This is a genomic window from Luteitalea sp. TBR-22 (assembly GCF_016865485.1).
In the GTDB taxonomy this organism is placed as follows: domain Bacteria; phylum Acidobacteriota; class Vicinamibacteria; order Vicinamibacterales; family Vicinamibacteraceae; genus Luteitalea.
In genome coordinates this window covers 3,945,936-3,958,025 of the sequence record NZ_AP024452.1, presented here as the reverse complement: position 1 = coordinate 3,958,025, position 12,090 = coordinate 3,945,936, and the positions used below count along the sequence as shown (strand labels likewise).

At 70.7% G+C, this 12,090-nt stretch carries 13 protein-coding genes; all 13 read left to right on the top strand.

The features are described 5' to 3' along the window. Nucleotides 1-10: 10 nt before the first annotated feature. The 13 genes from TBR22_RS16620 to TBR22_RS16560 all read left to right on the top strand — a co-directional run bounded on the left by TBR22_RS16620 (nt 11) and on the right by TBR22_RS16560 (nt 12,055). Entirely contained in the window at nt 11-256 is a 246-nt protein-coding gene (locus tag TBR22_RS16620; RefSeq protein ID WP_239488966.1) for an acyl carrier protein, read from the top strand. Nucleotides 257-301: 45 nt separating this feature from the next. Next, on the top strand, nt 302-1,543 hold the full coding sequence (fabF, locus tag TBR22_RS16615) for a beta-ketoacyl-ACP synthase II (RefSeq protein WP_239488965.1): 1,242 nt from the start codon (nt 302-304) through the stop codon (nt 1,541-1,543). A 153-nt stretch (nt 1,544-1,696) separates the two neighbouring features. Further along, on the top strand, nt 1,697-2,461 hold the full coding sequence (locus TBR22_RS16610; protein WP_239488964.1) for an electron transfer flavoprotein subunit beta/FixA family protein: 765 nt from the start codon (nt 1,697-1,699) through the stop codon (nt 2,459-2,461). After that, nucleotides 2,458-3,405 (top strand): electron transfer flavoprotein subunit alpha/FixB family protein, encoded by a 948-nt coding sequence (locus tag TBR22_RS16605; RefSeq protein WP_239488963.1) that lies wholly within the window; start codon nt 2,458-2,460, stop codon nt 3,403-3,405. The genes TBR22_RS16610 and TBR22_RS16605 overlap by 4 nt, the downstream gene beginning before the upstream one ends. Nucleotides 3,406-3,566: 161 nt before the next feature. Next, a complete protein-coding gene (locus tag TBR22_RS16600) occupies nt 3,567-5,444 on the top strand; it encodes a (Fe-S)-binding protein (protein ID WP_239488962.1) in 1,878 nt (625 codons plus the stop codon). Beyond that, nucleotides 5,441-6,124, top strand: coding sequence for a lysophospholipid acyltransferase family protein (locus tag TBR22_RS16595; protein WP_239488961.1), 684 nt, complete (start codon nt 5,441-5,443; stop codon nt 6,122-6,124). The genes TBR22_RS16600 and TBR22_RS16595 overlap by 4 nt, the downstream gene beginning before the upstream one ends. 8 nt (nt 6,125-6,132) lie before the next feature. After that, nucleotides 6,133-7,197 (top strand): histone deacetylase, encoded by a 1,065-nt coding sequence (locus TBR22_RS16590; protein WP_239488960.1) that lies wholly within the window; start codon nt 6,133-6,135, stop codon nt 7,195-7,197. A 3-nt stretch (nt 7,198-7,200) separates the two neighbouring features. Beyond that, a complete protein-coding gene (locus TBR22_RS16585; RefSeq protein WP_239488959.1) occupies nt 7,201-7,986 on the top strand; it encodes a formylglycine-generating enzyme family protein in 786 nt (261 codons plus the stop codon). 48 nt (nt 7,987-8,034) lie between these two features. Beyond that, nucleotides 8,035-8,232 carry a hypothetical protein gene (locus TBR22_RS16580; RefSeq protein WP_239488958.1) on the top strand — a complete coding sequence of 66 codons (198 nt, stop codon included), beginning with the start codon at nt 8,035-8,037 and terminating at the stop codon, nt 8,230-8,232. A gap of 90 nt (nt 8,233-8,322) precedes the next feature. Then, on the top strand, nt 8,323-8,925 hold the full coding sequence (locus TBR22_RS16575) for a cyclopropane-fatty-acyl-phospholipid synthase family protein (protein ID WP_239488957.1): 603 nt from the start codon (nt 8,323-8,325) through the stop codon (nt 8,923-8,925). 110 nt (nt 8,926-9,035) lie between these two features. Beyond that, a complete protein-coding gene (locus TBR22_RS16570) occupies nt 9,036-10,610 on the top strand; it encodes an ATP-binding protein (RefSeq protein ID WP_239488956.1) in 1,575 nt (524 codons plus the stop codon). A gap of 93 nt (nt 10,611-10,703) precedes the next feature. After that, nucleotides 10,704-11,066, top strand: coding sequence for a PadR family transcriptional regulator (locus TBR22_RS16565; protein ID WP_239488955.1), 363 nt, complete (start codon nt 10,704-10,706; stop codon nt 11,064-11,066). After that, nucleotides 11,063-12,055 (top strand): hypothetical protein, encoded by a 993-nt coding sequence (locus TBR22_RS16560; RefSeq protein ID WP_239488954.1) that lies wholly within the window; start codon nt 11,063-11,065, stop codon nt 12,053-12,055. Before TBR22_RS16565 ends, TBR22_RS16560 begins: the two co-directional genes overlap by 4 nt. The last annotated feature ends 35 nt before the right edge of the window (nt 12,056-12,090 follow it).

The following is a 12,090-nucleotide window of genomic DNA, read 5'->3' as shown; positions in this document are numbered from 1 at the left end:
GGAGTGGCAGATGTCAGCTGTGGCAGAGAAGGTCAAGAGCATCATCGTGGAGCAGCTGGGCGTCGACGAGGAAGAAGTCACGCCGGATGCGTCGTTCGTGGACGACCTCGGCGCGGACTCGCTCGACGTCGTCGAGCTGGTGATGGCGTTCGAGGAGGAGTTCGGGGTGGAGATCCCGGATGACGACGCGGAGAAGATCACCCGCGTGCGCGAGGCGATCGCCTACATCGAGCAGCACGGCAAGGCCAAGAAGTAAGCAACTGCCACACCGGGGGGAAGGCGCCCGGGGGACGGAGGGGGAGTGTCGAGGCGAGTCGTCGTCACGGGGGTCGGGCTGGTGTCGTCGCTGGGGATTGGCACGCAGGCCAATTGGGAGGCCCTGTGTGCGGGCCGCAGCGGGATCGGGCCCATCACCCATTTCGACGCGTCGGCGTTCTCGGCGCGGATTGCGGGCGAGGTCAAGGACTTCGACCCGCTGGCCTTCGTCGAGAAGAAGGAGGTCAAGAAGATCGACCCCTTCATCCAGTACGCCCTGGCGGCCAGCCAGTTCGCCGTCGACGACGCGCAACTGGTGATCACGCCGGAGAACTCGTTCGACATCGGCGTGTACATCGCGTCGGGCATCGGCGGGTTCCGCACCATCGAGAACGAGCACGAGGCCTACCTCGCCGGCGGCCCGCGCAAGATCTCGCCGTTCTTCATCCCGTCGGCCATCATCAACCTGGCCTCCGGCCAGGTGTCGATCCGCTTCGGCGCCCGCGGCCCGAACCAGGCGTCCTGCACGGCCTGCTCGGCCTCGGCCCACGCCATCGGCGACTCGTACGAGATCATCAAGCGCGGCGACGCCGACGTGATGATCACCGGCGGCGCCGAGGCGGCGGTCACCCCGATGAGCGTCGGCGGCTTCAGCTCGATGCGCGCGTTGTCGACGCGCAACGACGAGCCGCAGCGCGCCTGCCGTCCCTTCGATCGCGACCGCGACGGTTTCATCATCGGCGAGGGCTCCGGCATCCTCATCCTCGAGGAACTCGAGCGGGCCAGGGCGCGGGGCGCGAGCATCTACGCCGAGGTCGTGGGCTACGGGCTCACCTCGGATGCCTACCACATGACCGGCCAGCCCGAGGGCGGCGAGGGCGCGGTGCGCGCGATGCGCATGGCGCTCCGCAAGGGTGGCGTCGACCCGTCGGTGGTCGACTACATCAATGCCCACGGCACCTCGACGCCGGTCAACGATCCGACCGAGTCGCAGGCGATCCGGACGACCTTCGGCGAGCACGCGCACAAGCTGTGCGTGTCGTCGACCAAGTCGATGACCGGCCACCTGCTCGGCGCCGCCGGCGGCCTCGAGGCCGGCATCACCGCCCTGGCGATCCGGCATGGCATGGTGCCGCCCACCATCAACCTCGACAATCCGGCCGAGGGTTGCGACCTCGACTACGTGCCGCACGTCGCGCGCGCCCGCACGGTGCGCTACGCGCTGTCCAACTCGTTCGGCTTCGGCGGCACGAACGCCAGCCTGCTGTTCAAGGCGTACGAAGCGTAGACGGTAGGCTCAGGGCTCACGGCTCAGGGCTCGGAGAGCCCACAGAGCCGCGCGGCACGAGAAGGCCGCCCGCACGGCCACAACCGTTTCACTGAATGCTTTCTGAGCCTTGAGCCCTGGGCCTTGAGCCATCCGGGCGCTGAGCCCTGAGCCATGAAGATCATTGTTTGCATCAAGCAGGTCGTCACCCGTGACTGGCAGGTACGCCCCGACGAGGCGCGCACCTGGATTCGCGACGCCGAGGCCGAGTTCGAGATGAACGAGCCCGACGCCTATGCGCTCGAGGCGGCGCTGCGGCTGCGCGAGGCGCACGGCGGCGAGGTGATCGCGGTGTCGGCCGGGCCGTCGCGCGTCGCCCAGGTGCTGCGCGAGGCGCTCGCGCGCGGCGCCGATCGCGCGCTGCACGTCGAGGACGATGCGCTCGCGCGTGCCGATGCGTCGGTCGTGGCCGAGGCGCTCGCGGCGGCGATTGGCACCGAGGCGCCCGACCTCGTGCTCACCGGCCTGCAGTCGGACGACATGGGCTTCGGCCAGACGGGCGTGATCCTCGCCGAGCGGCTCGGCGTGCCGCACGCGACGATCGTCATGGAGGTGCAGGTGCAGGGCGCGGGCCTGCGCGTGAAGCGCGAGCTCGAGGGCGGCTGGTTCCAGTGGCTCGAGATGCCGCTGCCGGCCCTGCTCACGATCCAGAGCGGCATCAACCAGCTGCGCTACGCGACGCTGAAGGGGATCATGGCGGCCAAGAAGAAGGAAATCCGTGTGGTCACGCCGCCGGCGCCGCAGGCGTCGCAGCGCGTCGTGGACCTCCGGGCGCCGGAGAAGCAGAAGCAGACCCGGATGATCGCGGGCAGTCCCGCCGAGGCGGCGCGCGAGCTGGTGCGCGCCTTGCGCGAGGACGCGCGGGTGGTGTCCCAATGATTCTCGTCATCGCGGAACACAACGGTGGGCAGGTCCACCGCGCCACGTGGGAGGCCGTTGCCGCGGCCCAGGCGCTCGGGCAGCCCGTCACGATCGTCGTCGCCGGGCAGGGCATCGCCGCCATCGGCGCGTCGCTGGCCGAGGCGCAGGTGGCCGGCGTGGTCATCGCCGAGCACGCCGGGCTGGCCGACTACACCGCCGACGGCTACGTGGCGGCGCTGTCGGCCATCGTCACCGCGCTGTCGCCGTCCCTGGTGCTGGCGGCGCACACGTACCAGGCCCGCGACTTCATGCCGAAGCTGGCCGCGCGGTGCGGTCGCGGCCTCGTGTCCGACTGCGTGGCGGTGACCGCGCAGGGCGAGGGCTATCGCTTCACGCGCCCCGTGTTCCAGGCTCGCCTGATCGCCGACGTCGACGCCAGCGGTGCGGCGCCGCATTTCGCGACCCTGCAGGCGGGCGCCGTGCGTGCCGACGCGCTGCAGAAGGGCAGCGCCCCCGTCGAGACGCGCCAGGTGGCGCTCGATGGGGTGCGCCAGCAGCCCGAGGCCCCCTTCAAGGAAGCCAAGCAGGCGGTGGACCTCACCGCCGCCGAGCGCATCGTCTCGGTGGGGCGCGGCATCAAGGGCCCCGAGCACCTCGCGATGGTGCAGGAGCTGGCCGAGGCGCTCGGCGCCGAGGTCGCAGCGTCGCGCCCCATCTGCGACAACGGCTGGCTGCCCATGGACCGGCAGATCGGCAGCTCCGGGCAGACCGTCGCGCCGAAGCTGTATCTGGCGCTCGGCATCTCGGGCGCCATCCAGCACGTGGTCGGCATGAAGGGCGCCAGGACGATCGTCGCCGTGAACAAGGACCCCGAGGCGCCGATCTTCGAACTGGCCGACTACGGCATCGCCGGTGACCTGTTCGAGGTGGTCCCGGCGCTGATCGCCGAACTGAAGAAATAGGCTCACGGCTCACGGCTCAGGGCTCAGAAGGCATTCTGCGTAGAGGCAGCATGCTCTCTGAACCTCGAGCCTGTAGCCCTGAGCCTTCTTCGCAAGCCGTAACCGCAAACGCCGCGGTTCCAGCTCCCAGCCCTCAGCTCCCGCCTGCTATCCTCGTCGACATGTTCGAGACGCTCGCGTTCTGGGTGGTCGTGGTCGCCAGCGTCGGCCTGTTCTCCGCCCAGATGTCCACCCGGTGGCGCCTCCTGCAGGCCGCGCCCGGGGAGTTCTCCTTCGACCACCTGCCCGCCCGCGTCGAGCGGTTCGTGACCGAGGTGGTCTTCCAGAGCAAGGTGATCGGCCGGCGCCCGTGGGTCGGCATGGCGCACCTCGGCGTGTTCTGGGGCTTCGTCGCGTTCGGCGGCTACACCCTGATCGAGACCCTGCACGGCCTCGGGATCGTCGACCTCACGCACACCGCCGCATTCAGGGTCTACATGTACCTGCTGGCGCCTTTCTCGATTGGCGTCCTCGCGGGCATCGTGTTCCTCGCCATCCGTCGCGGCATCCTCCGGCCCCGGGCCCTCGGTCCAACCGTGTCCAAGGAGTCGATCCTCATCGCCGGCTTCATCGCGGTGCTGATGATCACGTTCCTGCTCGACCTGTTCGTGCTCGACGGCGGCATCGCCGCCCGCGTGAACTGGTGGGTGCACATGCTGCTGATCTTCACCTTCCTGGTGCTGATCCCCGACTCCAAGCACCTGCACCTGCTGCTGTCGCCGGGTACGGTGTTCCTGAAGGCGCCCGTGCTCGGCACCGTGCCCAACCTCGACTTCGAGAAGGAAGAGGTCGGGATGGAGGCGGTGAAGGACCTGCCGAAGAAGGCGGTGCTCGACGCGTTCACCTGCGTCGAGTGCGGCCGCTGCCAGGAGAACTGCCCGGCGTTCGCCACGGGCAAGCTCCTGAACCCGAAGACGCTGATCCTGCAGAACGAGGCCGCGCTCCTCGAGGGCAAGGCCGACGCCAGGCTCGCCGACGTCTACGACCCGGGCGTGCTCTGGCAGTGCACGACCTGCGGCGCGTGCGAAGACGTCTGTCCCGTCGGCATCGAGCACACGCCGGTCATCATCGGCGCGCGCCGCGGGCTGGTGAGCAACGGCGACGCGCCCGAGTACCTCGGGCCCGTCTACAACAACCTCGAGCGCCGCGGCAACCTGTGGGGGCAGGGCGCCGACGCCCGCCAGAAGTTCGTGGCGTCCGCCCAGTTCGAGACGTTCGATCCCGCCAGGCACGAGTACCTGCTGTGGCTCGGCTGCGCCGGCGGCACCGAGCCCGACTTCCAGAAGTCGTTGCGCTCGCTCGCCGCGATCCTGCGCGCGCAGGGCAAGACCTTCGGCGTGCTGTCCAAGGAGCGCTGCACCGGCGACGTCGCCAAGCGCACCGGCAACGAGTACCAGTTCCAGGAGCTCGCGACGGCCAACGTCGCCGACCTGCAGACGGCCGGCGTCACCAAGGTGGTGACGTCGTGTCCGCACTGCCTCAAGACGCTCGGCCACGACTACCGGCCGTTCGGCTTCGAGGGCAAGGTCGTGCACTCGTCGGTGCTCGTGGAGCACCTCACGCGCTACGAGCGCCCGGTGCGCCTCGAGGAAGAAGCCGTGACGTTCCACGATCCGTGCTACCTCGGGCGATACGCCGGCGAGCACCAGGCGCCGCGCGCCCTGCTCGAGCGGCACGGCGCCGCGATCAGCGAGCCCGAGCGCACGAAGGACAACCCGTTCTGCTGCGGCGCCGGCGGCGGCCTGCTCTTCGAGGAAGAGGAGGCGGGGACGCGCATCAGCCAGGCTCGGTTCGACCAGCTGAAGGCGACCGGCGCGAACACGATCGTGATGGGTTGCCCGTTCTGCTCGATCATGCTCAAGGGCGCGAAGGCCAGCACGCCCGGCACCGACGACATCCAGATGGTCGACCTCATGACGTGGACCGAGGGCCGCCTGCGGAAGGCCGGGCGTATCGGCCAGGACGAGGGCGCGGTCGCGGCGGAGCAGGCGCAGGGGTGAGCGACCGCCCGGCGTGGGAGCGGTCCGCCTCGAAGCGGCGTCAGGTGGCGCTGATTGCCGGCGTCGTCACGCCGATCGTCGCGGGGCTCGCGCGCACCTGGCGGTACACCAGCGAGGGCGCCGACGCCTACGCGCAGGTGCTCGCGGCAGGCGAGCACCCCATCATGGCCTTCTGGCACGGCCGCATCCTGCCGGCGATCGGCTTCTGGCGCGACCGGGGCATCGTCGTGATGACGAGCGAGAACTTCGACGGCGAGTGGATCGCGCGCATCATCGAGCGGTTCGGGTTCGGGGCGGCGCGCGGGTCCTCCTCGCGCGGCGGCGTGAAGGCGCTCGTGCAGATGAAGCGGCTGATGGCGCAGGGGCACCCGACTGCCTTCACGCTCGACGGCCCTCGCGGTCCGGCCGAGCAGGCACAACCGGGCGCACTATGGCTCGCCAAGGCCACCGGGCAGCCCATCCTCCCGTTCCACATCGAGAGTGCCTCGGCGTGGCACGCGCGCAGTTGGGACCGGACGCAGGTGCCCGGGCCGTTCTCGCGCATCGCGGTGGCGGTCGGCCCGCCCTTCCGCGTGGCTGCCGACGCCGACGATGCCGGGCTCGAGCAGCGGCGCCTGGACCTCGAGGCCGAACTGCGACGCCTCAAGGCCCGTTCACTCGACTTGCTCCACCACGCGTAGGCGTCGGCTTGCCCGACGCGACGACGTCCACCACCGAACTGCCCGCGCCGACGATGGTCCTCTTCTTCTCGCCCCGCTTCCTCGACCACCTCACCCCGGCCGGCCACCCGGAATCCCCCGAGCGCGGCGACGTGATGCGCGCCGCGGCTCTGCGGGCCAGCGACATGGGCATCGACGTCCGCGAGCCGCGGCCGGCCACCGACGAGGAGATCCTGCGCATCCACGACGACGGGTACGTGGCCGATCTCGAGGCCAGGCGCGGCCGGGCGACGGCCGTCGACGCCGATACGTTCACCTCGCCCGAGAGCATCGACGTGGCGCGACTTGCCGCCGGTGCCGCCGTCGAGGCGACGTTGCATGCGTGGACCACGGCCACCCCGGCGCTCGCGGTCGTTCGCCCGCCCGGGCACCACGCGGAGCGCGCCCAGGCCATGGGGTTCTGCCTGCTGTCGAACGTGGCGATCGCCGCCGCAGCGGCCCGCGCGGCCGGCGCGACTCGTGTGGCGGTGGTCGACATCGACGTACACCACGGCAATGGCACGCAGTGGGCGTTCTATACCGACCCATCGGTGCTCGTGGTCAACTCGCACCAGTTCCCGTTCTACCCCGGGACCGGCGCGGCCAGTGAAGCGGGGTACGGCGCCGGCGCCGGCGCAACGCTCAACGTGCCCCTCGAAGCCGGCGCGAGCGATGCCGACCATGCACACGTGTGGAACACGATCATCGATCCCGCGCTGGTCCGCTTCGCGCCGGAGCTGCTGATCGTGTCGGCCGGCTTCGACGCGCACCAGGACGACCCGCTCGGCTCCCAGCGAGTGACGACCGAAGGGTTCCGGGCGTGGCTGGCCGCACTGCGCGGCCGTGCCGCGCTGACCTGCGGCGGCCGGATCGCGGTCGTGACCGAGGGCGGCTACGACCTGCAGGCGCTGCGCGCCTGCCTCGACGCGACGGTCGACGTGTTGCACGGACCGGTGGCAGCGGATGCGACCTGGCGCGACGCCGTCGGTCCAGACCGTCGCGGCCGCGCGGCGGCGCAGGCCCTGCAGGCGCATCCACTGGTCACCGAGCGCTGACCCATGCCGCTGTCGCCCGGGCGGGCCATCGTTCTCGCGACGGCGCTGGCCGTGGCCGCGGTCCCGGCGCCCTCGCCGCCGAGGACGTGGGTCGAGCCGGTCACCGGCATGCCGTTCGTCTCCATCCCGGCTGGCACGTTCGAGATGGGCTCGCCGGAGCGGGAAGCCGGCCGTGAGCCGCAGGAGCGCGCCCACGCCGTCACCCTGACGCGGCCGTTCTGGATCGGCGCCCACGAGGTGACGCAGGCCCAGTGGCGGACCGTGATGGGCACGGCCCCGAGTCATTTTCGCGGCGACGACCTGCCAGTGGAGCGGGTGAGCTGGCACGACGTGCAGGCGTTCGTGGCGCGTCTGTCGGCGCTGTCGCCGGGGCCGCGCTTCCGGCTGCCGACCGAAGCCGAGTGGGAGTACGCCTGCCGGGCCGGGAGCCGCACCGCCTATGCGTGGGGTGACACGCTCTCGCTCGAGGAGGCCAACGTGGCCGTGCTGGAGCGGGGTGCCCTCGGTGGCCGACGCCGCACGACGCCTGTCGCGACCTTCCGCCCGAACGCCTGGGGGCTGTACGACATGCACGGCAACGTATGGGAATGGACAGAGGATGCCCATTGCGCCTACGGCACCGCGCCGGCCCGCGATCCGGTGGGGCGCTGCAACGCGGCGACGAAGGTGATTCGCGGCGGCAGCTGGTACTTTGCCGCCGACAGCGCTCGCTGCGGTCTCCGCTACACGCACCGTCCGAAGGACGTGGGCTTCAGCCTCGGTGTCCGTGTGGTGCGGGACGTGGGCTGAGCCGGCGCCGACCATTTCCATGGCCGATTGCCGCTAGGATCGCGTCAGATGTGGTGGCAGCTTGCTCTCGGCCGGTTCCTGCAGGCCTGCGCGTGCGCCGGCGCCCTGCTGACGGTGCTCGACTGGATCCGCTTCGGTGGCGCCCACGTGCGCGTCGGGCGCATCCTGCTCTGGAGCGCAATCGTGGGGCTGGTCGCGGCCGCCGTCGCGACCAGGAGCCCGCGTCGACGCGGCGGCGCGCGCTAGTCGCCCGTCCACCGCCAACTGCCGACCGCCGACTGCCGACTGCCGACCGCCGACCGCCGACCGCCGACTGCCGACTGCCGAGGTGTTGTGATGTCCGAATGGGACAACCGCTATCGCACCGACGATTACGTCTTCGGCACCGCGCCCAATGACTTCCTGGCAGAAGTCGCCACCCGCATTCCGGCAGGCCGGGTCCTGTGTCTCGGGGAAGGGGAGGGGCGCAACGGCGTCCACCTGGCGTCGCTCGGCTACGAGGTGACCGGCGTGGACGGCTCGGAGGTGGGCCTGAGCAAGGCGCGCGCGCTGGCCGCATCGCGCCGGGTCGCGCTCGCGACGATCGTCGCCGACCTGGCGACCTTCGATCTCGGCGAGGCGTGCTGGCAAGGCATCACGAGCATCTTCGTGCACCTGCCGCCGGCCCTGCGCGCCGACCTGTACCCGCGAGTGGTGCGGGCACTCGCCCCGGGCGGAGTGTTCGTGCTCGAGGCCTACACGCCCCGCCAGCACGAGATCGGCGGGGTCGGCGGCCCGCCACCGTCGCTGGCCGACTGGCTCCTGACGCTGGAGCGCGTACGCGCCGAGTTGCCCGGACTCGAGGTCGTCATCGGCCGGGAACTCGATCGCGACGTGAACGAAGGCGCCAGGCACAGCGGCCCCAGCGCGGTCGTGCAGGTCCTCGCGGTCAAGCCGTGAGGGGCCGGGCCTGGCGGCCGGTGTTGTATGCTCATCAATAACGAGCATGAGCTGGCTCGCCCGAGCGGCGGGTTCACCGACACCGCCCTTCGGGGCGAAGCGAGGAACGCATGAGTCATCAGGAGCCTCCCCTCCCGGTGCACCAGTTCCCATGGCAGTCCCCGCGTTCCGACGATCGGGCGACGCTCGAGTCGCGCTTGATCGATGCGGTGCAGCAGGCGGTCATCGCGACTGACCTGCAAGGTCGCGTCATCTACTGGAACCTGTATGCCGAGCGCCTGTTCGGCTGGACCCGCGCCGAGGCCCTCGGCCGTCCGATCGTCGAGCTGACGCCACACGAGACCTCCCGCGCCGAGGCGGCCGCCATCATGGCCCGACTCGCCCGTGGCGAGAGCTGGGCCGGCGAGTTCCCCGTACAGCGGCGTGACGGCAGCGCGTTCACGACGTTCGTGGTCGATTCGCCGATCCTGGATGCCGACGGTCAGCTCGTCGGCGTGGTGGGCGTGTCCACCGACGTGTCCGAGGTGCGCGCCCTCGAAGCGCAGCTCCGGCAGGCGCAGAAGATGGAAGCGGTCGGCCGCCTGGCCGGCGGCATCGCGCACGACTTCAACAACCTGCTCACGGTGATCCTGGGCAACCTCGAACTCGTGCTGCAGGGAGGCCGGTCGGAGCCGGCCGATGGACGGGCCCTGTCCGGGGCGCGCGAGGCAGCGGTGCGGGCGGCGCAACTCACCAAGCAGATGCTGGCCTTCAGTCGACGGCAGCCGCTTCGCCCGCGCGTGCTCGACCTGTCCACCGCGCTGACCGCCCTCGAGCCGATGCTGCGTCGGCTCATCCCCGAGAACGTCGAGATCGAGGTCCGCATCGACGGCGACGCCCTGCGGGTCGTGATCGACCCGGGGCAGTTCGACCAGCTCGTGCTGAACCTCGTCGTCAACGCCAGGGACGCCATGCCCGGTGGTGGGCGCCTGCGGATGCACCTGCGCCCCTGCCCGGACGCCCACGAGGCCGCCGCAGCCCCGCGGGTGTGTCTCACGGTGGCCGACACCGGGAGCGGCATTCCTGCCGAGGTGTTGCCACACATCTTCGAGCCGTTCTTCACCACGAAGGAACCGGGCAGCGGTACCGGGCTCGGCCTCGCCACGGTCTACGCCGTCGTCGAGCAGGCCGGCGGACAGGTGGACGTGGAGAGTCGGCTGGGCGAGGGCACCAGCTTCAGCGTGGTCCTGCCGCAGGCCGTGGCGCCGCCCGACCAGGTGCGTCTCGACTCTGCCATGGCCCTCGGCATGCACACGCGCGCCGGCGTGCTGGTCGTCGAGGACGACCTGCGGCTGCGCGAACTGATCGTGCGCGTGCTCACCGATGCCGGCTTCAGGGTGCTCGAGGCGGCCAGCGGCGGGCAGGCGCTCGAGTCGCTGACCCGGGAGCCGGAGTCGATCGACGTGCTGCTGACCGATCTCGTGATGCCAGGCCTCGACGGCGTCGGGCTGGCCGAGCGCGTGGCGGCGATGCGTCCCCAGCTGCCGGTCATCGTCATGACCGGGCACGCCGCGCCCGCCCTGATCGAGCGGGCGCGATCACACTCGCCCTTCCGGATCGTCGAGAAGCCCTTCGGGCCTGCCGAGATCGTCCAGGCGGTGCGACGGGCGCTGGGTGTGGGGAACGACGTGGCCTCCACCCAGTGACGTATCAGGCGCAGGCGGTCTGAGAACTCCGGGCAGCCGAACTACCGTACAGGCTCCGTCGTAATACTGTATGCCACACACTATGTGGCGTACATGAGCCTCCGCATACCTCCTGCTGCCGACCCTGCCCTGTTCGACAACCTGCGCCTCGAACTGCGTCGGGGACACATCACGGTTGCCGTCCTCGCTGCCCTGCGGGCCGAGCATTACGGCTACTCACTGCGGAAGGTGCTCGCCGACCACGGACTCGACGTGGACGAGGGCACGCTCTATCCGCTGTTGCGTCGGCTCGAGACCCAGGGCCTGCTGGCCAGCGAGTGGCGCGAGGAAGGCAAGCGCAACAAGCGGTTCTATCGGCTATCGCCGGCCGGCGACGCCATGCTGGGGCAGCTCCTCGACGAGTGGGGGGCGATCGACGCCTCGCTTCGGGGCCTGCTGCAGGAGTTCCCTCGATGACCCTCGTCGAACGCTATCTCAACGCCGTCCGATTCTTCCTGCCGCACCGGGACCAGGACGACATCGTCCGCGAACTGTCGGAGAACCTCTCCTCGGAGATGGAAGACCGCAGCCAGGCGCTCGGGCGCGACCTCAGCGAGCCCGAGGTCGCCGACATCCTGCGGCGGCACGGGCATCCGGCGCTCGTCGCCTCGCGCTTCGCGCCACGCCAGCACCTGATTGGTCCGGTGGTCTTTCCCATCTACCTGTTTGCGCTCAAGCTCGGACTCGGCGCGGCTCTCGTCGTCACGGTGGTGCTGGCGGTGATCACGTCTGCCCTGCAGGGCGTGTCCGTGCCGGTGCTGTTCGACGGTCTGAAGGCCTATCCCACTCGCGCGCTGCTGGTCTTTGCCTGGACGACGCTGGGGTTTGCGGCGGTCGACGCGCTGGGCGCGCGGGCCGGATTCGCGCCCGACTGGGACCCGCGCAGGATCCCGGACTGGATGGGTGGCCGGCGGCAGGCCAGCCGGCTGCATGACCGACTTCAGGCCGGGACAGAGGTCGTGTTCGGCGGGATCGCGCTGGTGTGGCTGCTGCTCGTGCCGACCTCGCCCTGGCTGGCCATGGGGCCCCTGGCGGCCGTGCTCGCCTTCGCGCCCATCTGGTCGGTCTGGTACGCGCCGATGGTCGCGGTCGCCGCGGGCAACTTCCTGGTGGATGCGTACGGATTGGTCAGGCCGACGCGGACGCCGCGTCGGCTCGTGCTCAAGCTGCTGTTGCTCGGCGCACAACTGGGCATCGCGCTGATGATCCTCTCGGCCCGCGTCTGGGTCGTGGTGGCGCCACACCCGCAGCCCGGCGTCGTGCCTGCCGAGACGCTCCCGGCACTGCTCACGTGGGTGAACACGGGCGTGGCCATCGGCTTCGGCGTCATGGTCGTGGCCACCCTGGTCGAGATGGGCAAGCAGTACTACCGGCTCCGGACGCTCGGACGCACGCCGGACAGGTGACTCGCCCGACTGCCGACCGCCAACTGCCGACTGCC

Coding starts and splice junctions, on each gene's coding strand:
- TBR22_RS16570 (WP_239488956.1), top strand. CDS start 9,036: ATGAGTCATCAGGAGCCTCCCCTCCCGGTGCACCAGTTCCCATGGCAG.
- TBR22_RS16575 (WP_239488957.1), top strand. CDS start 8,323: ATGTCCGAATGGGACAACCGCTATCGCACCGACGATTACGTCTTCGGC.
- TBR22_RS16605 (WP_239488963.1), top strand. CDS start 2,458: ATGATTCTCGTCATCGCGGAACACAACGGTGGGCAGGTCCACCGCGCC.
- TBR22_RS16560 (WP_239488954.1), top strand. CDS start 11,063: ATGACCCTCGTCGAACGCTATCTCAACGCCGTCCGATTCTTCCTGCCG.
- TBR22_RS16585 (WP_239488959.1), top strand. CDS start 7,201: ATGCCGCTGTCGCCCGGGCGGGCCATCGTTCTCGCGACGGCGCTGGCC.
- TBR22_RS16565 (WP_239488955.1), top strand. CDS start 10,704: ATGAGCCTCCGCATACCTCCTGCTGCCGACCCTGCCCTGTTCGACAAC.
- TBR22_RS16620 (WP_239488966.1), top strand. CDS start 11: ATGTCAGCTGTGGCAGAGAAGGTCAAGAGCATCATCGTGGAGCAGCTG.
- TBR22_RS16580 (WP_239488958.1), top strand. CDS start 8,035: ATGTGGTGGCAGCTTGCTCTCGGCCGGTTCCTGCAGGCCTGCGCGTGC.
- TBR22_RS16600 (WP_239488962.1), top strand. CDS start 3,567: ATGTTCGAGACGCTCGCGTTCTGGGTGGTCGTGGTCGCCAGCGTCGGC.
- TBR22_RS16610 (WP_239488964.1), top strand. CDS start 1,697: ATGAAGATCATTGTTTGCATCAAGCAGGTCGTCACCCGTGACTGGCAG.